The organism is Nonomuraea sp. NPDC050022 (assembly GCF_044460705.1).
GTDB lineage: Bacteria > Actinomycetota > Actinomycetes > Streptosporangiales > Streptosporangiaceae > Nonomuraea.
On the sequence record NZ_JBITKE010000013.1, the window covers coordinates 23,071 to 43,812 of the forward strand.

Sequence of the window (20,742 nt, forward strand, 5' to 3'; positions counted from 1 at the left end):
GAGAACATCATGGGCAGCGGAATCTGGTCCACCGACGTCTACAGCTCGGCCGCCCGCTACCGGGCCGCCACCGGCGCCAGCGCCTTCGCCTACAGCGACGGCGGCGCCTCCACCACCCACCCCGACCTCGACCCGTTCGGCGTCACGCGGGAGAGCCGCGACTCCGACGAGCACCCGGACTCGCTGGCCGTCGCCGTGCTCTTCGACGTGACCGGCTCGATGGGCCACGTGCCGCGTACGCTGCAGGCCAAGCTGCCCGACCTGCTCGGGCTGCTGCTGCGCAAGGGGTACGCCGCCGACCCGCAGATCATGTTCGGCGCCATCGGCGACGCGACCTGCGACCGGGCGCCGCTCCAGGTAGGGCAGTTCGAGTCCGACAACCGCATGGACGACCAGCTCGGCCAGATCCTGCTGGAGGGCGGGGGCGGCGGGCAGATGTCGGAGTCGTACGAGCTGGCCATGTACTTCATGGCCCGGCACACCTCGATCGACTGCTACGACAAGCGCGGCAAGCGGGGATATTTGTTCATCATCGGCGACGAGCTGCCCTATCCGCGGGTCAGCGGGAAGGCCGTCGCCAAGCTGATCGGCGACCCGCGCCCGCGCGACATCGACGTGGCCGCGATCGTCGCCGAACTGACCGAGAGGTACGACGTCTACTACATCCTGCCCGCCGGCTCCAGCTACGCCGGCGACGCGCGGGTGCTGCGAGTCTGGCGCGACCTGCTCGGCCAGAACGTCCTGGAGCTCGACGACCTCGACGCGGTCTGCGAGACGATCGCGCTCACGATCGGGCTCGGCGAGGACGCCATCGGTCTCGACGAGGGCCTCGACGACCTGGCCGGGCTCGGCTCCGCCGCGGGCGCCTCGGTGTCGAAGGCGCTGGCCAAGCTGGACCGCGGCACACTCGTGGTGTCGGAGCCGCTCGACGGGCTCGACTCATGATCGAACGACTCGGCGCGCTCGACGGGCTCGACGCGCTCGATGGGCGCGACGCGTGAGCGAGCACGTCATCGTCGTCGACCTCGGGTACGGCGACGCGGGCAAGGGCACCGTCGTGGACTGGCTGTGCGCCACGCGGCCGGTCCACGCGGTGGTCCGCTTCAACGGCGGCGCCCAGGCGGCGCACAACGTGGTGCTGCCGGACGGGCGGCACCACACGTTCGCGCAGTTCGGCTCGGGGACTCTGCGGGGGGTGCCGACGCATCTGTCGAGGTTCGTGGTGGTCGATCCGCTGGCGCTCTCCGCCGAGGCCGCCCATCTGGAGCGGCTCGGCGTGCCGGATCCGTTCGGGCTGATCACGGTCCATCGGGACTGCCTGCTGGCCACGCCGTACCACGTCGAGGCGGGCCGGCGGCGCGAGCTGGCGCGCGGGGCGGAGCGGCACGGGTCGTGCGGGATGGGCGTCGGCGAGGCGATGGCGTACTCGCTGTCGCACGGCTCGCTCGCCCCGCGCGCGGGCGACTCCCCCGCGACGCTGACCCGCAAGCTGGGCCTGCTGCGGGAAGCGCTGGGGGTGGAGGGGCCGCCGGTGGCGGACTGCGTGGCGGCCTATCAGGCGTTCGCGTCGCGGGTGCGGCTGGTGGACTCCACCGATGAGCTGCTCAGGCGGGGGCCGGTGGTGTTCGAGGGGGCTCAGGGGGTGCTGCTGGACGAGAACCACGGGTTCGACCCGTACACGACCTGGAGCACCACGACCTTCGCGAACGCGCTGGACCTGCTCGGCGGGGCCGGGGCGCTCCGGCTGGGCGTGCTGCGGACCTACACTCCCCGGCACGGGCCGGGGCCGCTGGTCACGGAGGACCCCACGCTGGAGCTCCCGGAGCCGCACAACGGCACCGGGCCGTGGCAGGGGCCGTTCAGGGTGGGGCACTTCGACGCCGTGGCGCATCGGTACGCGGTGGAGGTGGCGGGCGGGGTCGACGGCCTGGCGCTGACGCATCTGGACGCGCCGGTTTCGCGGCTGTGCCACGCGTACGAGGGGGCTGACTTCCGGCTCGGCGACCCCGCGACGCGGACCGCACGGCTGCTGCGGGCCAAACCGGTGTACGGCGACGCCGTCACCGACTGGCCCGCGGCCGTGGCGGACGCTCTGGGCGCACCCGTCTGGGTCGGGTCACACGGCCCGACCTCGGCCGACAAGCGCGTCCTCACGCCCGCCCTCGGCTAGCTTGGGCAGGTCCCGCGCCCGCGCCCACCCGGCCATCAGACGAGCGCGCACGCGTCCTCGGTCAGCTCCAGGCGAGCATGCGGAGTGGGTCCTCCAGCATGGCGCCGACGTCGCGCAGGAACAGCGACCCCAGCTCACCGTCCACGATCCGGTGGTCGAAGGAGAGCGCCAGCGTCGTCACCTTGCGCACCGCGAGCTCGCCGTCCACCACCCACGGCATGTCCCGTATCTGACCGAAGGCGAGGATGGCGGCCTCACCCGAGTTGAGGATCGGGGTGCCGGTGTCGACGCCGAACACGCCCACGTTCGTGATCGTGATCGTGCCGCCCGCCATCTCGGCCGGTTGGGTGCGGCCCGCCCTGGCGGTCTCCGTGAGCCGGCCCAGCTCGGCGGCCAGCTCGGGGAGGGACAGCCCGTGGGCGGACTTGATGTTGGGGACGACGAGGCCGCGCGGGGTGGCGGCGGCGATGCCCAGGTTGACGTAGTGCTTGACCACGATCTCCTGAGCGGCCTCGTCCCATGAGGAATTGATCATCGGATGGCGCCGGGCGGCCGTGAGCACGGCCTTGGCGACCAGGAGCAGCGGCGAGACCTTGACCTCGGCGAAGTCCGGGATCGTACGCAGGCGCCGGACCGCCTCCATGGTCTCGGTGACGTCGAGCTGGAGGAACTCGGTGACGTGCGGGGCGGTGAAGGCGCTGGCCACCATGGCTTGGGCGGTCAGCTTGCGGACGCCCTTGACCGGGATGCGCTCCTCCTCGCCCTGCTGGGTGATCGCCCGCTCTTGGGCGGTCACCCGCGGGGCGGGCTGCTCCGCGGCGGCGTGGACGTCGTCCCTGGTGATCGAGCCGTTCGGGCCCGAGCCGACCAGGGTGGTCAGGTCGACGCCCAGGTCCTTGGCCAGCTTGCGTACCGGTGGCTTGGCCAGGACCGCGACCCGCCGCAGCGCCGCCGGGCCGGATGGCGCGGTGACCTCGACGCGGGACGGGTTCGCGACCGGGGTGGCCGGGATCACGGGTGGCTCGGGAGCGGCCGGGACCACGGGTGACTGGGCGGGCCCGTCAGGGCGGGATTTGCGGGGGCGGCGTTTGGTGGTGCCGGTCTTGACGCCGTAGCCGACCAGGACCGCCTGGCGTTCCTCCTTGGGGGCGGGACTGCCGTGGGCGCCGGGTTCGACGGCGCCCTCCGCCGGGGGACGCGGGACCAGGTCGTCCGCCAGCGCCTCGATCCGGTCGGCGTCCGCCTTGACCTCACCGACGTCAGGCGCCCCGGCCCGGTCGGCGTCCGCCTTGACCTCGCCGGCGTCAGCCGCCTCGGTCCGGCGGCCCCCGTTGCCGGAGGTGTCGTCCGGTTCGTCCGTGTCGACGGCGATGATGGGCCGGCCGACGTCGACCGTCTGGCCCTCGTCGGCCATCAGCCCGGAGACCACGCCGTCCCAGGGAATCGGCAGTTCGACGATGGACTTGGCCGTCTCGATCTCCACCACGATCTGGTTGACCTTGACCGTGTCACCGGGCTTGGCGTGCCAGCGGACGATCTCCGCCTCGGTCAGACCCTCGCCCACGTCGGGGAGCTTGAATTCACGTCGCATGAGTCCCCCTCCTCAGTAGCCGAAGGCGCGGTCGACGGCGTCGAGCACCCGGTCGAGGTCGGGCAGGTAGTGCTCCTCCAGCTTCGAGGGCGGGTAGGGCGTGGAGAAGCCGCCGACGCGCAGCACCGGTGACTCCAGCTGGTAGAAGCACTGCTCGGTGATCCTGGCCGCCAGCTCGGCGCCGAAACCGCTGTTGACCGGCGCCTCGTGCACCACCACGGCCCGGCCGGTACGGCGTACCGAATCCATCACCAGCGGCGCGTCGAGCGGGTTGAGCGAGCGCAGGTCGATGACCTCGACCGAGCGCCCGTCGGCCTCGGCCGCCGTGGCGGCCTCCAGGCAGGTCTTCACCATCGGGCCGTAGGCGATCAGCGTGATGTCCGTGCCCTGGCGCACCTGCAGGCCGCGGTCGAGAGGCAGCCACCAGTCGGTGCCGACGGTGTCGACCTCGGCCTTCTCCCAGTAGCGGCGCTTGGGCTCGAAGAAGATGACCGGGTCTTCGCAGCGGATGGCCTGCTGGATCATCGTGTACGCGTCGGCCGGGTTGGAGCAGACGACCACGCGCAGTCCGGCGGTATGCGTGAAATATGCCTCCGGCGACTCGCTGTGGTGCTCGACCGCGCCGATGCCGCCGCCGCAGGGGATGCGTACGACGACAGGCAGCTTGATCGCGCCGAGCGAGCGCATCGGCATCTTGGCCAGCTGGGTGATGATCTGGTCGGCCGCGGGGAAGACGAAGCCGTCGAACTGGATCTCGCACACCGGCCGGTAGCCGCGCAGCGCCAGGCCGATCGCGGTGCCGATGATGCCGGACTCGGCCAGCGGGGTGTCGATGACCCGGTCCTCGCCGAAGTCCTTCTGCAGGCCGTCGGTGACCCGGAACACGCCGCCGAGCTTGCCGACGTCCTCGCCCATGATGAGGACCTTGGGGTCGTCCTCCATGGCCTTGCGCATGCCCTCGTTGAGCGCCTTGGACAGGCTGAGCACGGTCATGACGCCTCCTTGACGGTCATGCGGCGCTCAAGGGTTCGCTCACTCACTGAAGCCCTCCAGGTAAGCGGCGTATTGGGCGCGCTCCTCGTCGATCAACGCGTGCGGCTCGGCGTAGACATGCTCGAACATCGCGAGCGGCTCGGGGTCGGGCATCGCCAGGCAGCGCCTGCGCAGGTCGGCGCCGAGCTGGTCGGCCTCGCCCTCGACCGAGTCGAAGAACGCCTGGTCGGCGAACTCGTTCTTGAACAGGTACGCCTTGACGCGCTCGATCGGGTCCTTGAGCTTCCACGCCTCCAGCTCGCTGGCCACGCGGTAGCGCGTCGGGTCGTCCGTGGTGGTGTGGGCGCCCATCCGGTACGTGAACGCCTCGATGAGCACCGGGCCCTGACCTTCGCGGGCGTTCTTGAGCGCCTGCCTGGTCACGGCGAGGCAGGCGAACACGTCGTTGCCGTCGACCCTGATGCCGGGGAAACCGAACCCGGAGGCCCTGCGGTAGAGGGGGATGCGGCTCTGCTTCTCAAGGGGCTCGGAGATGGCCCACTGGTTGTTCTGGCAGAAGAACACGATCGGCGCGTTGAACACGCTGGCCCAGACGAACGACTCGTTCACGTCGCCCTGGGAGCTGGCGCCGTCGCCGAAGTAGGCGATGACGGCCGCGTTCGCGTCGTCGCGCTGGACGCCCATCGCGTAGCCGACGGCGTGCAGGGTCTGGCTGCCGATCACGATCGTGTAGAGGTGGAAGTTGTGCTCCTTGGGGTCCCACCCGCCATGGTTCACCCCGCGGAACAGGCCGAGCAGCTTCACCGGGTCGACGTCGCGGCACCAGGCCACGCCGTGCTCCCGATAGGTGGGGAAGGCCATGTCGGCGTCGGTCAGCGCGCGGCCCGAGCCGATCTGCGCGGCCTCCTGGCCGAGCAGCGAGGCCCAGATGCCGAGCTCGCCCTGCCGCTGGAGAGCGACCGCCTCCAGGTCGACGCGCCGGACGAGCACGAGGTCGCGGTAGAGGGACCGGACCTCTTCGGGTTTGAGGTCGATGTCGTAGTCGGGGTGCTCGACCCGCTCACCCTCGGGGGTGAGGAGCTGGACGAGCTCCGGGGGTGCTTGGGCACCACGAGAGGCGTCGAGTGTCACGTGCCACTCCTGTGCGGTCAGGGCCGGAGTCGATGGGGTTGCCACCTTAGGCCAGCCTTTCGAGCGTCGGACCATGTGGTGGTGGTTCGTACGCGTTTGGGGACATGGTGGCAGACGTCACAGCCCTCAGCGCAAGCCCCATGCCCTCCCCGTTCCCGTTGTGTTGCCTGCCACACGCGCCGGTAGGCTGGCTTTCCCAACTCCCGCCGCACCCAGGAGGAACGCAGTGGCGCGCGTCATCGTAGACGTCATGCTGAAGCCCGAGATTCTCGACCCGCAGGGCCAGGCCATCGCCCGCGCGCTGCCCAGGCTGGGCTTCTCCGGCGTCGCGGCCGTACGGCAGGGCAAGCGCTTCGAGGTCGAACTGGACGGTCCGGCCGACGAGGCGGCACTTGCGGACGTCCGAAAGATGGCCGAGACGCTGCTGGCCAACACCGTCATCGAGGACTACGTCGTGCGGGTGGAAGAGTAGAACAGCACATTTGACGCATCGAAATACCCGCGAGCGGCTAAAGTCGGGTTCCGGCATGCCACAATGCCACGGGCTTGCCAACAGTAAATAACAACAACGTGATTTTGCGGTTAGCCCCGATTTCACGGGGAAACCTACTCCAGGTGACATTCCGGAGCCCGGAGGAGTCCGGTGGATATTGAGTTCTCGTTGGCGCTGCCTCGGGATGCGATCGGCATACCGATGGTCAGGCGAGTGCTAGGGGATGCGATGCGTTCGCTCAACGTGAGCGAGGCGTGCATCTCCGACATGCTGCTCGCGGTCTCCGAGGCGTGCTCTAACGCGGTACGCCACGGCGGCCCGGCCAACCGCTATGAGGTCACGGCCTCGATCGGCTACGGCCGCTGCGACGTACGCGTCGTCGACAACGGGGTCGGCCTGCCCTCGATGCCCCTGCACTTTCCGCCCGCCGACACCGAGAACGGCCGTGGCCTGCTGATCATGCGCTCGGTCGTGGACGAGATCTCCTTCGGCATCACCCCCGGCCGCGGCACCACGGTCCACCTCCGCAAGACCCTCGCCTGGGAGGAGACGGCGAACCGCCGCTCCCGCGAGCTGGCCGCGGTCTAGCCGTTCGCTCCATCTGACCCCTTCGCGGGCCGTCGCGGCGGCCCGCCCCTTGGCATGCCCGGCCGTACACGATGACGCTGTTGGGAGGCATCGTCGAGCACCAGATAACCTTGGCGGTGCACACCACGAACGCTGGAGGAACGCAAGACATGAGCGCCCGCGTGGGGGTAGTCACCTTTCCAGGAACTCTCGACGATCAGGACGCCGCCAGAGCGATCAGACTGTCCGGCGCGGAAGCGGTTCCGCTGTGGCACGCCGACCACGACCTCAAGGGTGTGGACGCCGTCTTCCTGCCCGGCGGCTTCTCTTACGGCGACTACCTGCGGTGCGGCGCCATCTCGCGGTTCGCGCCGCTGATGCGGGAGCTCGTCCCGGCCGCCCGTGAGGGGCTGCCGGTGCTCGGCACCTGCAACGGGTTCCAGATCCTGTGCGAGGCGCACCTGCTGCCGGGCGCGCTGACGCGCAACGCCTCGCTGCACTACGTCTGCCGCGACCAGCGGCTCCGGGTCGAGGCGACCGGCACGCCCTGGACGAACTCGTTCGAGGCCGGCCAGGAGGTCGTGCTGCCGATCAAGCACGGCGAGGGCCGCTACGTCGCCGATCCCGAGACGATCGCCGAGCTAGAGGCCGACGGCCGCGTGGTCGTGCGCTACCTCGGCAACCCCAACGGCTCCGCCAACGACATCGCCGGCATCCGCAACGAGGCCGGCAACGTGGTCGGGCTCATGCCGCACCCCGAGCACGCCGTCGAAAACCTCGTCGGCGCGCCGAGCACGGACGGGCTCGGCTTCTTCACCTCCATCCTCAAGAAGCTGGTGAACGCGTGAGCACCGACAGCGTCAAGCGGGCCGTCGAGACGCCCGCCGAGCCGATGCCGTTCGCCGAGCTGGGGATGAAGCAGGAGGAGTACGACCGGGTCAAGGAGATCCTCGGCCGTCGTCCCACGGGCTCCGAGCTGGCCATCTACAGCGTCATGTGGTCCGAGCACTGCTCGTACAAGTCGTCCAAGGTGCACCTGCGGCAGTTCGCCACGAAGGCCCCCAAGTCCGACGCGCTGCTCGTCGGCATGGGAGAGAACGCCGGCGTCGTCGACATCGGCGACGGCTGGGCCGCCACCTTCAAGATCGAGTCGCACAACCACCCGTCCTACGTCGAGCCGCACCAGGGCGCCGCCACCGGCGTGGGCGGGATCGTCCGCGACATCATGTCGATGGGCGCCCGCCCGATCGCGGTCATGGACGCGCTGCGCTTCGGCGGCGCCGACCAGAACGACACCCGGCGCGTGCTGCCCGGCGTGGTCGAGGGCATCAGCAGCTACGGCAACTGCCTGGGCCTGCCCAACATCGGCGGCGAGGTCGTCTTCGACCCCTGCTACATCGGCAACCCGCTGGTCAACGCGCTCTGCGTGGGCCTGCTGCGCAAGGACCAGATCAAGCTGGCCACCGCGCCGGGGCCGGGCAACAAGGTGGTGCTGTTCGGCGCCTCGACCGGGCCCGACGGCATCGGCGGCGCGTCGGTGCTGGCGTCGGCGACCTTCGAGGACGAGTCGCACGCCAAGCGGCCCGCCGTACAGGTCGGCGACCCGTTCATGGAGAAGCTGCTCATCGAGTGCTGCCTGGAGCTCTACGCGGCCGACGTGGTCGTGGGCATCCAGGACCTCGGCGCGGCCGGCGTCTCGTGCGCGACCACCGAGCTGGCCGCCAAGGGCACCGGCGGCATGCACGTTGACCTCAATCTGGTCCCGCTCCGCGATCCCTCGCTCAGGCCCGAGGAGATCCTGATGAGCGAGTCGCAGGAGCGGATGATGGCCGTGGTCCGGCCGTCGGACATCGCGGCGTTCATGGCGATCTGCGAGAAGTGGGACGTCCCGGCCACCGTGATCGGTGAGGTCACCGACACCGGCCGGCTGGTGATGACCTGGGACGGCGAGACGATCGTCGACATCCCGCCCGGCACCGCGGCCGACGACGGCCCGGTCTACGAGCGGCCCTTCCACGAGCCCGCCGGGCAGGTCGCGCTCAACGCCAACACCCCCGACCGCCTCGACCGGCCCGCCGACCTGCGCGTCACCCTGCTGGAGCTGCTCGGCTCGCCGAACCTGGCGTCCAAGGAGTGGGTGACCTCTCAGTACGACCGTTACGTCCGCTCCAACACCGTGCTCGCCCAGCCCGCCGACGCCGGGATGCTGCGTATCTCCGAGGTCATGGCCGGCGCCGAGCCGACGACCCGGGGCATCGCCCTGGCCACCGACGGCAACGGCCGCTACGCGCGGCTCGACCCCTACGCGGGCGCCCAGCTCGCGCTGGCCGAGGCCTACCGCAACGTCGCCGTCACCGGGGCTCGCCCGCTGGCCGTCACCAACTGCCTCAACTTCGGCTCGCCGGAGGACCCCGAGGTCATGTGGCAGTTCGCCGAGGCCGTACGCGGGCTCGCCGACGCCTGCCGGACCCTCGGCGTGCCGGTGACCGGCGGCAACGTCTCCTTCTACAACCAGACCGGCTCGACCCCGATCCACCCGACACCGGTGGTGGGCGTGCTCGGTGTGATCGACGACGTGGCCAAGCGGGTCGCCACCGGGTTCGTCGCCGAGGGCCTGCGCATCGCGCTGCTCGGTGAGACGAAGGAGGAGTTCGGCGGGTCGGAGTGGGCGCACGTCGCCCACGGCCACCTCGGTGGCCTGCCGCCGGCGGCCGACCTGGCGGCCGAGCAGGCCATGGCCACCGTGCTGGTGGAGGCCGCCGCCCAGGGGCTCCTTGAGGGCTCCCACGACCTGTCCGACGGCGGCCTGGCCATCGCGCTGGCCGAGTCCTGCCTGGCGCGGGGCATCGGGGCGACGGTGGCGCTGAGCGGCGAGGCGTTCACCGACCTGTTCAGTGAGTCGTCGGCCCGCGCGCTGGTGGTGGTCCGGCCGGAGGCTTTCGACCGGTTCGCCGCGCTCTGCGCCGACCACGAGGTGCCCTGCTACGGCCTCGGCACCACCGGCGGCACGTCGCTGGTGGTGGAGGGGGTGCTGGAGGTGCCGGTCGCGGAGCTGCGCGAGACGCACTCCGGCACGCTGCCCGCGCTGTTCGGCTGAGGTTTTAGCGCGAAGGCCGGTACGGGGTGCTGTCCGTACCGGCCTTCGCTTGTCAGAGAGTCTTGAGGGTCAGGACTTCTTGAGGGTCAGGACTTCTTGAGGCAGACCACGTAGACGGTGCCGCTCACACCGTGGTTGCCGCTGGACTGCACGCCCATGTCCTTGTTGGTGTCGTTCTTTGCCGCGGTGACCGACCAGCCCGACCCGCCGCTGGGGGCGCTGCTGGTGACGTTGCCGTTGCCGCTGATGGTGAAGCCGCCGCCGGTCGCGACGTCGCCGCTGTTGCAGGAGACGGAGCCGCTGCCCGAGCTGAAGTTGTTCGAACGGGTGTAGGTCGTGTAGGTGATGCCCTTGCCGTCTACACCGTCCTTGCCATCCCGGCCGTCCTTACCGTCCTTGCCCGGCAGGCCGTCCTTGCCGTCCTTACCGGGAAGACCGTTCTTGCCGTCGGCGCCATCCTTGCCCGGGAGCCCGTTCTTGCCGTCGGTGCCGTCGGCGCCGGGCTTGCCCGGAAGGCCGTCCTTGCCGTCGGTGCCGTCCTTACCGGGCAGGCCGTCCTTACCGGGCAGGCCGTCCTTACCGTTCTTGCCGGGGAAGCCCTGACGTCCCTGGAGGCCGGTGTCACCCTTCGGGCCCTGCGGGCCGGTGTCGCCCTTGGTGCCCTCCGTGATCGTGGTCGTCGACTGGCCACCGCCGCCGATCACTATCCGGGTCTCCGTCTTCCGGCACGGGGTGGTGGCGTTGACGATGCGGGCGTACCGGGTCTTCTTGTGCACGCACGCGTACACCTCTGTAGCCGACGACGCGGTGGCGACTCCGCCAACGGCGAGGAGCGAGGCGGCGAGCGCTCCAACAGTGGCGAGGGTGAGCGTGCGCGCACCGCGAATCTTGATAGCCACGGCTTTCCTTCCGAGGAACGTGTGTTGCTCAGGTTGAGCATGAGGTTCACGTTTCAACCGTTCCAACGGATGACAGGAACCGTATAACGGGTTCATTACGTGACAAATCAGACAGAAGGCGATAACGCTACTTGACGAGTCATGAAAGTCGGCTGTGGGTAAAAGGACGCATCGGCCGGGCCTGTCTACGATGGATAATCGGGACCGTTCGGGGGCGCACGCACTCCACGGAGGATGACCTTGTCGACCGCCAGTCCCTACCTCCCTCCTGCCACGCAGCCGGTGCGAGGGGTCGTCTGGGCCATCCACCTGGTCCTGCCACTGCTCGGTCTCTGGCTGCTGCTGGCCCAGAGCCACCTCAACATCATGTGGGAGCACCACTCCAGCCACTTCTGGATGATCATCTCCGTGGCCGGCCTCAACGTGGCGCTCGGCGCGCTGATCAGCGAAGCGTCGCGGAAACGGCAGGACGCCCGGCTCTTCCTGGTCTCGATGGTCTTCCTGGCCAGCGCCGGCTTCTTCTTCCTGCACGGCCTGGCCACTCCGCAGATCATCCTGCCCACCGGATCGATGGGGTTCGACCTCGGGCAGCAGGTCGGGCTGACGATCGCCTCGGGGTTCGCGTTCGCCTCGGCGTTCCCGCTGGGCGAGCGGGCGGCACTGACCGTCATGAGATCCCAGCACCTCATACGGGGCGTGCTCCTCGGATTCATGATCCTCTGGGGGCTGGCCTCGCTGATCCCCGGACTGACGCCGCTCAGCGAGCCACCGCTCAGGGAGCCGGTCAACTGGCTCGTATGGCTGTCGCTGCCGGGCCTGGGCCTGTACGGCGCGGCCAGCGTGATGATGTTCCAGCTGCACCGGCAGCGGCCGTCGGCCATGCTGGTCAGCCTGATCACCGCCTACGCGCTGCTCGCCGAGGCCATGATCGCCGGGATGTCGCAGCTCAACTGGCACCTGTCCTGGTGGGAGTGGCACATCCTGCTGACGCTGGCCTTCGTCTTCGTCGCCTACAGCGCCTACATCCAGTTCAGGCGCGAGGGGTCGAGCGGCGGCCTGTTCGACTCGGTCGCGCTGTCGGCGACCGTGGCCCGCATCCAGCTGCACTACGACGAGGCCCTGGAAGAGCTGGTCGAGCACGTACGGCGCGGCGAGTCGCTGGCGGCCACCCGGTTATCGGACAAGTTCCGGCTCAACGAGGGGCAGGCCGCGGTTCTCGACCGGGCCGGCGAGGCACTGGCCCGCGAGCGTGAGCTCTCTGAGCGCCTGAGCGCCCTGGTGGCGGTCAGCGCCCAGACCCGCGTACGCCAGTCCGAGAGCGACCTCCTGGCCACCGCGCTCGAACGCGTCCGTCAGGCGTACGGCGACGTGCGGATCGGCCTCGTCGCCGACGGCAAGACGCAGATCGGCTCCCGCGAGTACGAGTTCGCCGGAGACACCCCCATCAGACGCGACAACCTGTTCGCCTTCCCGCTGACCGTCAAGGGCAACCTGGCGGGCGTGCTGGAGGTGCCGGTCGGCCGCACGGCGCAGGACGAGGCACTGGCCGCCACCCTGGCCGGGCAGATCTCGATCTCGCTGGAGAACGCCCGCCTCTACCAGGAGCTCGACACGCTCTTCCGGCAGTACATGTCGCCTGACGTGGCCAACGCCCTGCTCGCCGACCCCGGCCAGGCGGCGCTCGGCGGCCAGATGAAGGAGCTGACGGCGCTCTTCGCCGACCTCAAGGGCTTCACCACGTTCTCGGAGCGGGTCACGCCCGGCGAGATCGTCGAGATGCTCAACCGGTATCACACGGCCGCGGTGCCCTGCATCCTGACCAACGGCGGCACGATCGTGCAGTTCGTCGGCGACGCGTTGCTTGCCCTGTTCAATGCCCCGGCCACGCAGAACGGCCATGCCAGGGCGGCCTGCCGGGCCGCGCTGGCCATGCAGGAGGCCGCCTCCGAGGTGGCCGAGGAGATCGCCTGGAAGCGCGAGGACGCCGAAGCGTGGCCGACATTCCGGGTCGGCGTCAACACCGGCCCCGCCCTGGTCGGCAACATCGGCAGCCCGGAGCTGCGCGGCTTCAACGCGATGGGCGACTGCGTGAACGTGGCCGCCAGGCTGCAGTCCCTCGCCGAGCCGGGCACGGTGGTGATCGGCGAGACGACGCGCAGGCAACTGGGAGCCGGCGTCACGGTGAACCCCCTCGGAAAGCTGAGCCTCAAGGGCAAGGAAGAACTCGTGGGTGCCTACGTTCTGACCGCAATGACCTAGAAGGGCGCTGACCGTACCGACATAATCGGCGCATGAACCCAGATCCCGGCGAGTTCCTCTCCATGCTCACAGCCGACGAGGTCGAGGAAATGCGCGCCGCGGGACGACCGCGCAGGTGGGAGCGCGGGACGACCGTGATGAGCGAGGGCGACACCTCCGACTGGGTGCTCGTCCTGACCGAGGGCCGGGTGAAGGTCTCGTCGCACACGAGCAGCGGCACCGAGGTGGTGCTGGCCGTACGTGGGCCGGGCGGGCTGCTCGGGGAGATGTCGGCCATCGACGGATCGCCGCGGTCGGCCACGGTCACCGCGCTGGAGCCGATCGCGGGCATCGTGGTCCGCGACTTCCCCGCGTTCCTGCAGGCCCATGGGCGCATCGCCGTACTGCTCATGCAGCTGGTGACGGGCCGGCTGCGTGACGCGGACCGGAAGCGGATCGAGTACGGGGCGTTCGACACGACGGGCCGGGTGGCGACCCGGCTGATCGAGCTGGCCGAGCGCTACGGCGAGAAGACCAACAGCGGCGTACGCGTGGCGCTGCCGCTCTCCCAGGACGAGCTGGCCGGGTGGACCGGGGCCTCGCGCGAGGCCGTCAGCAAGGCGCTGCGGCTGCTACGGGACCGCGGGCTGATCGAGACCGGGCGGCGGCGCGTGGTGATCCACGATCTTGACGGGTTGCGCAAGCGGGCCAGATAACCCCCTGACAAATCGGACGTACGTCGTACGTCATAGTGGACCGCATGCCCCTCGCGTACGACGACCGCCTCCGTTACGCCTGGCGCGTGTGCTCGGTCACCAGTCTCGGTCTCGTCCTCATCGGCATCGCGGGCAGCACCCTGAACGTCGCGTTGCCCACCGTGGTCCGGCACTTCCACGCGAGCCCGTTCGAATCCGGCTGGATCCTGCTGGCGTTCCTGCTGGTCAATACCGCCAGCCTGGTGTTCTTCGGCCGGGTGGCGGACCTGCTGGGGCGGCGGGAGATCTATCTGGCCGGGTTCGCGCTGTTCACCGTCGCCTCGCTGCTGGCCGGGCTGTCGCCGGGCGTGTGGTTCCTGGTCGCGATGCGCGTGCTGCAGGCGGTCGGCTCGGCGATGATCCTGGCCAACGGCACGGTCATCATCACCGACGCGTTCCCGCCCGACCGGCTCAGCCAGGGCATGGGCGTCTACATCGGCACCCTCTCCGTGGCGCAGCTCGCCGGGCCGACGCTGGGCGGGCTCATCGCGGACACGGCCGGCTGGCAGTGGATCTTCTGGGTGAACGTACCGGCCGGGCTGATCGCCTTCGGCTGGGGCGCGGTGATCCTGCGCAAGATGCCCCGGGGCCCCCGCGAGCCGGTGGACGCGCTGGGCAACGCCCTGGTGTTCGCCGCGCTCTCGGCCATCCTCATCGCCCTGTCGGAGGCGGGCTCCGCCGGGCTGTCGAGCCCTGTCGTGCTGACGGGGGTGGCGGTGTTCGCGGCGCTGGTGCCGGTGATCACGCTGGTGGAGCGGCGGGCCGCGCATCCGGTGCTCGACCTGCGGCTGTTCGGGGAGCGGCTGCTGGCCTTCGCCAACCTGGCCTCGTTCTGCAACGCGCTGGCCCGCTCGGCGCTGATCCTGGTCGTGGCGCTGTACTTCCAGGCGGCCAGGGGCGTGGACGCCTTCACAGCCGGGCTGAGCGTGCTGCCGGTGCCGGTCGGCATGGCGCTGGCCTCGCCGCTGGCGGGCTCGCTGAAGATCTCCCCGTATGCCGTGTCGATCGGCGGCGCGCTGATGAGCGCCGTGGGGCTCGGCACGCTGATGCTGACGGCGGACCCCGCCACGCCGTACTGGATCATCGGGGTCGGCCTCTTCGTGGCCGGGTGCGGGAGTGGCACGTTCCTGACCGGCAACACCACGCAGGTCATGCGGGCGCTGCCGCGCGGCAGCCTGGGGGTGGTCAACGGGTTCCGGGTGATGATCATGAATGTGGGAATCGTGATCAGCGTGGGCCTGTCACTGAGCGTCCTGGCCGGCTCGGTGGGGCCCGCCGAACGGGCCCAGGTGTACGCGGGGACGCTGGCCAAGCTGTCGCCGGTGGCGGTGGGGCAGGTGATGCACGGGTTCGAGCGAACGTACGCGATGCTGTTCGCCGTCGCCCTGACGGGCGCCTTATTCGCGGCGCTGGCCCGGCCGCGACATCAATGACGTATTACAAAACGTGTTACACTTGACCGCATGGGAACCCTCAACGTCCGCACCGACGAGGCGATGGAGACCGCACTACGCGCACTGGCAGGTGACCGGCGGAGCCGCTCGGAGGCGGTCCGTTACGCCATCCTTCACACCTACAAGGAAATGCTGCTGGAGCAGGCCGCAGCTGATGCCGAGCGACTGCGCGACGATCCCGACGATCAGGCCGAGATGCTCGCGATCCAGCGCTTCATGGGCGTCGCCGAGTGATATTTCGTGGCGCGATCTACGAGGTCAAGGCCATTCCTGGCGCTCGGGACCGCGAACAGCAGGGGCGCCGGTATGGGGTGATCATTCAATCGGACCGCTTCGCGACCAGCGTCATCACGATCGCCCTTACGTCGTCGAGCGCTGGACCGGCGATCTACCGGCCCGAAATCGAGTTCAACGGCACGAAGTCGCGCGTCTTGGCTGATCAGATCTACTCCGTGTCGCCGTCCAGGCTGGGTGACTTCATGGGCACACTGGACGCACATGAGGCCGCGGAGGTTGACCGCGCTCTGATGCTGAAACTCGGCCTCATCTGAAAGCCGCCGCCAGCCTCGGCTCCACGTCGCGGTAGCGGCTGACCGGGATCAGGTGGACGCCGTCGAAGGCGCCCGAGTCGCGGATGGCCAGGACCTGCTCGCAGGCCGCGTCCACGCCCGCCATGCGGTCGGCCGCCACCGCGTGGATCAGCCGGTCGGGGATGGCGATGTCGGGGATCGCCGCCGCCAGCGTGCGGGCGTGGCGCTCGCTGGCCAGCACCATCACCCCCGCGTAGACCGGCACATCGACCTGGTTGGCCTCGCGCCAGCGCAGCAGGGCCTCCAGAGAGAAGCCGACCTGGAGGAACAGGAAGTCGGCCGTGCGCTTCCAGGCGGGCAGGGGACGCAGCCCGGCCGCCGCGCCGACGCGGAATCCGCCGTCGAAGTTCCTGGCCTCTTCGATCATCGAGCGGACGGTCAGGTCGCTGGTCCGGTTTCCGCTCGCCGGCTTGTCACCGTAGACGAACAGGAACTGGTCGACCCCATAGGCCGCGGCCGTCAGCAGGTCGCGCTGGAAGCCGAGCAAGTTGCGGTCGCGGGAGTTGAGGCAGGCGATGCTCCGCCCGCCCATCGCCTCGACCTCGTGCGCGACGGCCACGCTGGACACGGTCGCCCGGCCGATGTGGTTGTCGGGGATGAGGAACGAGTGGGCGATCTTGCTCATCGTGCCGATCTGGTGCCGGACGTGCTTCAGGTCCGGCGTGGTGGGCGGCTCGATCTCGCAGACCAGCTCGAAAGTCATGCCGAGCACCCTAACGTCTGGCCGCCAAAGCCTCCACGCCGCTGATGACCAGGTCCACGCCGAACGAGTCATAGAAGCCGGCCGTCATCCCCTCGACCATCGGGCCCGCCATCTCCACCAGGTTCGGGTATTGGTCCGCCGGCAGGGACTCCAGGCCGAGGCGCTTCACCCGGACGATCTCGGCGATCTCCTCCGTGGTGTGGCGGGAGCGGAAGTGGACCGGGGCGTCGGCGATGGAGATGGCGCTCTGCAGCAGGTATTTGGAGATCAGGCAGCACTCCTCCACGGTGAATCCCGCCGTCCGCGCCAACCCGAGGGCCAGGTCCCAGACCTTCAGGAAGCTGGGCACCGCGCCCTGGTCCACCTGCTCCAGCACGCTCTTCGCGCACGGGTGGGCGCGCAGGACCCTGACCAGGCCCTCGACCAGCTCCCGTAGCCGGTCGGGCCACGGGCGGTCGTCGTCGTCGGTCTTGATCCCGAAGCCCAGGATCAGGTGGTCCGCCATGCCGATGAGCAGCTGGTCCTTGTTCTTGAAGTGCCAGTAGAGGGCCATCGGCGTCACGCCCAGGTCGGCCGCCAGTCGCCTGATCGTCACGATGTCGAGCCCTTCGGCGTCACCGATCTCCAGGGCCCGCTCGACGATGGCCGCCGCGGTCAGTTTTCCCATCACGGTTGACAACTATACGACGTACAAGTTCACTATACGACGTACAAGTACGGCGTATAGGAGACGAACATGGACCGGCGCTGGTGGGCGCTCACCGCGGTGACGCTCGGGACCTTCATGACCTACCTCGACAACAACCTGGCGAATGTCGCGCTGCCGACGATCCAGCGGGAGCTCGGGCTGACGATCTCCGGTCTGGAGTGGATCGTGAGCGGCTACATCCTGGTGTTCGCCGGGCTCATGCTGGTCGGCGGCAGGCTGGCCGACGTGTTCGGCGCCCGGCGGGTGTTCACGACCGGATTGGTGATCTTCACACTGTCGTCCCTCGCCGCCGGGCTGGCCACCGACGGCACCATGCTGATCGCCGCCCGCGCCGTGCAGGGCTTCGGCGCGGCCATGCTCACGCCGACGGCGCTCTCGCTGCTGACGCAGATCTTCCCCGACCCGGGCGAGCGCGGGCGGGCCGTGGGCATCTGGAGCGCCTCCGGCGCATTGTCGATGGCGCTCGGCCCGGCGGCCGGCGGCTTCATCAGCGAGCGGCTGCACTGGGGCTGGATCTACCTGATCAACGTGCCGATCGGGGCGGTCACGCTCGGTCTCGCGCTCTGGGCCGTCCGTCCCGCCTTCACCCGCGCACCGCGCGGCCTCGACCTGCCGGGCCTGGCCACCTCGGCGCTCGCGCTGTTCGCCCTCACCTACGGGTTGATCGAGGGCGACGGCGCCGGATGGACCTCGCCGGAGATCCTGGCCGCCTTCGGCCTCGCGCTCGCTTCGGCGCTGGCGTTCCTGCTCGTCGAGGCGCGGTCCGCCGAGCCCATGATCGACCTGTCACTGTTCAGGGCGAGGATGTTCAGCGGCGGGCTGATCACCATGGGCATCTGGTCGTTCGGCGTGTTCGGCATCTACTTCTTCAGCGCCCTCTGGCTGCAGAACGTGCTCGCCTTCTCCCCCTCCGAGGCCGGCGCCGCGTTCGTGCCGATGGCCCTGGTCATGGCGGTCACGGCGATCCTGTCGCAGCGGGTCAGCGCACGGCTGGGCATCGGCCCGACCGTCGCGCTCGGCATGGCGCTGATGGGCGGCGCCCTGTTCATGATCTCCGGGATCGGCGCCGACGGCGGGTACGGCGACGTGGCGCCCTGGTTCCTGCTGTACGGCCTGGGCGGCGGCCTCCTGGTTCCCCTGACCGCCGCGATCCTCTCCGGCATGCCCCAGGGCCGGTCGGGCGTCGCCTCTGGGGTGCTGAACGTGTCGCGCGAGGTGTTCGGGCTGCTCGGCATCACCGTCCTGGGCGCGGTCCTGAGCTCCAGGCAGAGCGCCAGTGACCGGCCGCCGCTGGCCGCCTTCCTCGACGCCTACCAGTTCACGCTGGTGCTGGCGGCCGTGCTCGTGCTGACGGCGATCCCGGTCAGCCTGTACGCCCTGCGCGCCCGCCGTACGAGTGACAGCGACCAGGTGAACCAGCCCCGGCCCGAGCGGCACGAGCAGACGACCGCCGCCTAAGCGACCCCGACGGTGGCGGGCTCGTCGAACTGGGTGCGGTACAGCTCCTCATAGCGCCCCCCGGCGGCGAGCAGCTCGGCGTGCGTACCCCGCTCGACCACCCGCCCGTCCTCGATCACCAGGATGACGTCGGCGGCGCGGATCGTGGACAGGCGGTGCGCGATCACCACGGCGGTCCTGCCCTGCAGCGCCTCACCCAGCGCCTCCTGCACGGCCGCCTCCGAGGTGGAGTCGAGCGCCGCGGTGGCCTCGTCCAGGATCACCACCCTGGGCCTGGCCAGCAGCAGCCGGGCGATCGTCAGCCGCTGGCGCTCGCCGCCCGACAGCCGGTAGCCGCGCTCCCCGACCACGGTGTCGAGACCATCGGGCAGGGACTCGATGAGCGTGGCCAGCCGGGCCCGGCCGAGCACCTCCCAGAGCTCCGTCTCATCGGCCTCGGGCCGGGCGAGCAGCAGGTTGGCCCTGATCGTCTCGTGGAACAGGTGCCCGTCCTGGGTGACCATGCCGAGCGTGTCGCGGATCGAGTCGGCGGTCAGGTCGCGGACGTCCACACCGCCGATCCTCACAGTCCCCGAGTCGGCGTCGTACAGCCTCGGCAGGAGCTGGGCGATGGTCGACTTGCCCGCGCCCGAGGAGCCGACGAGGGCGACCATCTGGCCCGGTTCGGCCGTGAAGGAGACGCCGTGCAGCACCTCGACCCCGCCGCGCGAGTCCAGGACGGCGACCTCCTCCAGTGAGGCGAGCGAGACCTTGTCGGCCGCGGGGTAGGCGAAATGCACGTCGTCGAACTCCACGGAGACCGGCCCGTCGGGGACGCTGACCGCGCCCGGCCGTTCCTTGATCAGCGGTTCGAGATCGAGCACCTCGAAGACCCGCTCGAAGCTGACCAGCGCGCTCATCACGTCCACCCTGGCGCTGGCCAGGGCGGTCAGCGGCGTGTACAGGCGGGTGAGCAGCAGGGCCAGTGCCACGACCGAGCCGGGGTCGAGCTGGTCGCGCAGGGCGTAGAAGCCGCCGAGGCCGTACACGAGGGCCAGGGCCAGCGCGGAGACCAGGGTGAGCGCGGTGACGAAGACCGACTGGGTCATGGCCGTGCGCACGCCGATGTCACGCACCCGCCTGGCCCGGGCGGCGAACTCCGCCGACTCGCGGGCGGGCCGGCCGAACAGCTTCACCAGCGTCGCGCCGGGCGCGGAGAAGCGCTCGGTCATCTGCGTGCCCATGGCCGCGTTGTGGTCGGCCGCCTCACGCCGCAGCCGGGCGATCCTGGTGCCCATCCGGCGCGCGGGCAGGACGAACACCGGCAGCAGCAACAGCGCGAGCAGCGTGATCTGCCAGGAGATCCCGATCATCACGATGAGGGTCAGCACGAGCGTCACGATGTTGCCCGCCACGCTGGACAGGGTGTCGGTGAAGGCGCGCTGCGCGCCGATCACGTCGTTGTTCAACCGGCTGACCAGAGCGCCCGTGCGGGTCCTGGTGAAGAAGGCGATCGGCATCCGCTGGACGTGGTCGAAGACCGCCGTACGCAGGTCGAGGATCAGTCCTTCGCCGAGTCCCGCCGACAGCCATCTGGTCACCAGGCCGAGCCCGGCCTCCGCCAGGGCGAGGACCGCGATCAACCCCGCCAGACCGGCCACGATGCCGAACGTCTCACCCTTGACGATCGCGTCGACGACCCGGCCCGCGAGGACGGGCGAGACCACCGCCAGGGCGGCCATCACCACGCTCAGCACCAGGAAGTACGTCACCCGCCGCCGGTGCGGCCGGGCGAAGGCGCCGACGCGACGGAGCGTCGCCCTGGACAGTGGGCGACGCTCCGTCTGGTTGTTCATCGAATACAGCTGATGCCAGGCGGTCATTTCCATGCTCATGCATGGCAGCCTAGGACCTC

General features: G+C 69.9%; 19 protein-coding genes. 12 read left to right on the forward strand and 7 right to left on the reverse strand.

The features are described 5' to 3' along the window. The first annotated feature begins 9 nt into the window (after positions 1-9). Together ACIBO2_RS44285 and ACIBO2_RS44290 are read left to right on the forward strand one after the other, a co-directional pair. Positions 10-945, forward strand: coding sequence for a hypothetical protein (locus ACIBO2_RS44285; protein WP_358554872.1), 936 nt, complete (start codon positions 10-12; stop codon positions 943-945). A gap of 52 nt (positions 946-997) precedes the next feature. Beyond that, a complete protein-coding gene (locus tag ACIBO2_RS44290) occupies positions 998-2,170 on the forward strand; it encodes an adenylosuccinate synthetase (RefSeq protein ID WP_397304175.1) in 1,173 nt (390 codons plus the stop codon). A gap of 61 nt (positions 2,171-2,231) precedes the next feature. On the opposite strand, the gene ACIBO2_RS44295 is transcribed toward ACIBO2_RS44290, so the two are convergent. From ACIBO2_RS44295 to pdhA, 3 genes are read right to left on the reverse strand one after another with little or no spacing between them, the layout of a single operon-like run. After that, entirely contained in the window at positions 2,232-3,761 is a 1,530-nt protein-coding gene (locus tag ACIBO2_RS44295; RefSeq protein WP_358554878.1) for a dihydrolipoamide acetyltransferase family protein, read from the reverse strand. 12 nt (positions 3,762-3,773) lie between these two features. Then, the gene (locus ACIBO2_RS44300) at positions 3,774-4,754 is read right to left on the reverse strand and encodes an alpha-ketoacid dehydrogenase subunit beta (protein WP_397304176.1); all 981 of its coding nucleotides are present in this window, start codon (positions 4,752-4,754) and stop codon (positions 3,774-3,776) included. A 39-nt stretch (positions 4,755-4,793) separates the two neighbouring features. Then, entirely contained in the window at positions 4,794-5,885 is a 1,092-nt protein-coding gene (pdhA, locus tag ACIBO2_RS44305; protein ID WP_358554884.1) for a pyruvate dehydrogenase (acetyl-transferring) E1 component subunit alpha, read from the reverse strand. A gap of 226 nt (positions 5,886-6,111) precedes the next feature. Between pdhA and purS the strand changes: the two genes are divergently transcribed. The 4 genes from purS (at position 6,112) to purL (ending at position 10,042) form a co-directional block, all read left to right on the forward strand. Then, entirely contained in the window at positions 6,112-6,357 is a 246-nt protein-coding gene (purS, locus tag ACIBO2_RS44310; RefSeq protein WP_225301645.1) for a phosphoribosylformylglycinamidine synthase subunit PurS, read from the forward strand. 222 nt (positions 6,358-6,579) lie between these two features. Beyond that, positions 6,580-6,966: an ATP-binding protein gene (locus ACIBO2_RS44315; protein WP_358555030.1), complete on the forward strand. Its 387-nt coding sequence runs from the start codon at positions 6,580-6,582 to the stop codon at positions 6,964-6,966. A 149-nt stretch (positions 6,967-7,115) separates the two neighbouring features. Continuing rightward, positions 7,116-7,793, forward strand: a complete 678-nt coding sequence (gene purQ / locus ACIBO2_RS44320) for a phosphoribosylformylglycinamidine synthase subunit PurQ (RefSeq protein WP_358554886.1) — start codon at positions 7,116-7,118, stop codon at positions 7,791-7,793. 44 nt (positions 7,794-7,837) lie between these two features. Continuing rightward, on the forward strand, positions 7,838-10,042 hold the full coding sequence (gene purL, locus ACIBO2_RS44325) for a phosphoribosylformylglycinamidine synthase subunit PurL (RefSeq protein WP_358555033.1): 2,205 nt from the start codon (positions 7,838-7,840) through the stop codon (positions 10,040-10,042). Between the two features lie 86 nt (positions 10,043-10,128). Here purL and ACIBO2_RS44330 read toward each other — a convergent pair whose 3' ends face one another. Then, positions 10,129-10,941, reverse strand: a complete 813-nt coding sequence (locus ACIBO2_RS44330) for a hypothetical protein (RefSeq protein WP_397304177.1) — start codon at positions 10,939-10,941, stop codon at positions 10,129-10,131. A gap of 240 nt (positions 10,942-11,181) precedes the next feature. Between ACIBO2_RS44330 and ACIBO2_RS44335 the strand changes: the two genes are divergently transcribed. Genes ACIBO2_RS44335 through ACIBO2_RS44355 form a run of 5 tightly spaced genes read left to right on the forward strand, consistent with a single transcriptional unit; the run spans position 11,182 to position 15,939 of the window. Then, positions 11,182-13,200 (forward strand): adenylate/guanylate cyclase domain-containing protein, encoded by a 2,019-nt coding sequence (locus tag ACIBO2_RS44335; RefSeq protein ID WP_397304178.1) that lies wholly within the window; start codon positions 11,182-11,184, stop codon positions 13,198-13,200. Between the two features lie 32 nt (positions 13,201-13,232). Next, the gene (locus ACIBO2_RS44340) at positions 13,233-13,895 is read left to right on the forward strand and encodes a Crp/Fnr family transcriptional regulator (RefSeq protein ID WP_357939658.1); all 663 of its coding nucleotides are present in this window, start codon (positions 13,233-13,235) and stop codon (positions 13,893-13,895) included. A 44-nt stretch (positions 13,896-13,939) separates the two neighbouring features. Continuing rightward, on the forward strand, positions 13,940-15,367 hold the full coding sequence (locus tag ACIBO2_RS44345; RefSeq protein ID WP_397304179.1) for an MFS transporter: 1,428 nt from the start codon (positions 13,940-13,942) through the stop codon (positions 15,365-15,367). A gap of 30 nt (positions 15,368-15,397) precedes the next feature. Beyond that, positions 15,398-15,622 carry a hypothetical protein gene (locus ACIBO2_RS44350; RefSeq protein ID WP_357652174.1) on the forward strand — a complete coding sequence of 75 codons (225 nt, stop codon included), beginning with the start codon at positions 15,398-15,400 and terminating at the stop codon, positions 15,620-15,622. Beyond that, entirely contained in the window at positions 15,619-15,939 is a 321-nt protein-coding gene (locus ACIBO2_RS44355; protein WP_358554898.1) for a type II toxin-antitoxin system PemK/MazF family toxin, read from the forward strand. Before ACIBO2_RS44350 ends, ACIBO2_RS44355 begins: the two co-directional genes overlap by 4 nt. Here the strand turns inward: ACIBO2_RS44355 and ACIBO2_RS44360 are convergent. Both ACIBO2_RS44360 and ACIBO2_RS44365 read right to left on the reverse strand, forming a co-directional pair. After that, positions 15,932-16,681 (reverse strand): methylenetetrahydrofolate reductase, encoded by a 750-nt coding sequence (locus ACIBO2_RS44360; RefSeq protein WP_358554901.1) that lies wholly within the window; start codon positions 16,679-16,681, stop codon positions 15,932-15,934. The two genes, ACIBO2_RS44355 and ACIBO2_RS44360, sit on opposite strands and share 8 nt — an antisense overlap. 10 nt (positions 16,682-16,691) lie before the next feature. After that, positions 16,692-17,348, reverse strand: a complete 657-nt coding sequence (locus tag ACIBO2_RS44365) for a TetR family transcriptional regulator (RefSeq protein WP_358555036.1) — start codon at positions 17,346-17,348, stop codon at positions 16,692-16,694. Between the two features lie 69 nt (positions 17,349-17,417). Between ACIBO2_RS44365 and ACIBO2_RS44370 the strand changes: the two genes are divergently transcribed. Next, a complete protein-coding gene (locus ACIBO2_RS44370) occupies positions 17,418-18,848 on the forward strand; it encodes an MFS transporter (protein ID WP_358554904.1) in 1,431 nt (476 codons plus the stop codon). Here ACIBO2_RS44370 and ACIBO2_RS44375 read toward each other — a convergent pair. Beyond that, positions 18,845-20,722 (reverse strand): ABC transporter ATP-binding protein, encoded by a 1,878-nt coding sequence (locus ACIBO2_RS44375; protein ID WP_358554907.1) that lies wholly within the window; start codon positions 20,720-20,722, stop codon positions 18,845-18,847. The genes ACIBO2_RS44370 and ACIBO2_RS44375 overlap by 4 nt on opposite strands. Between the last annotated feature and the right edge of the window lie 20 nt (positions 20,723-20,742).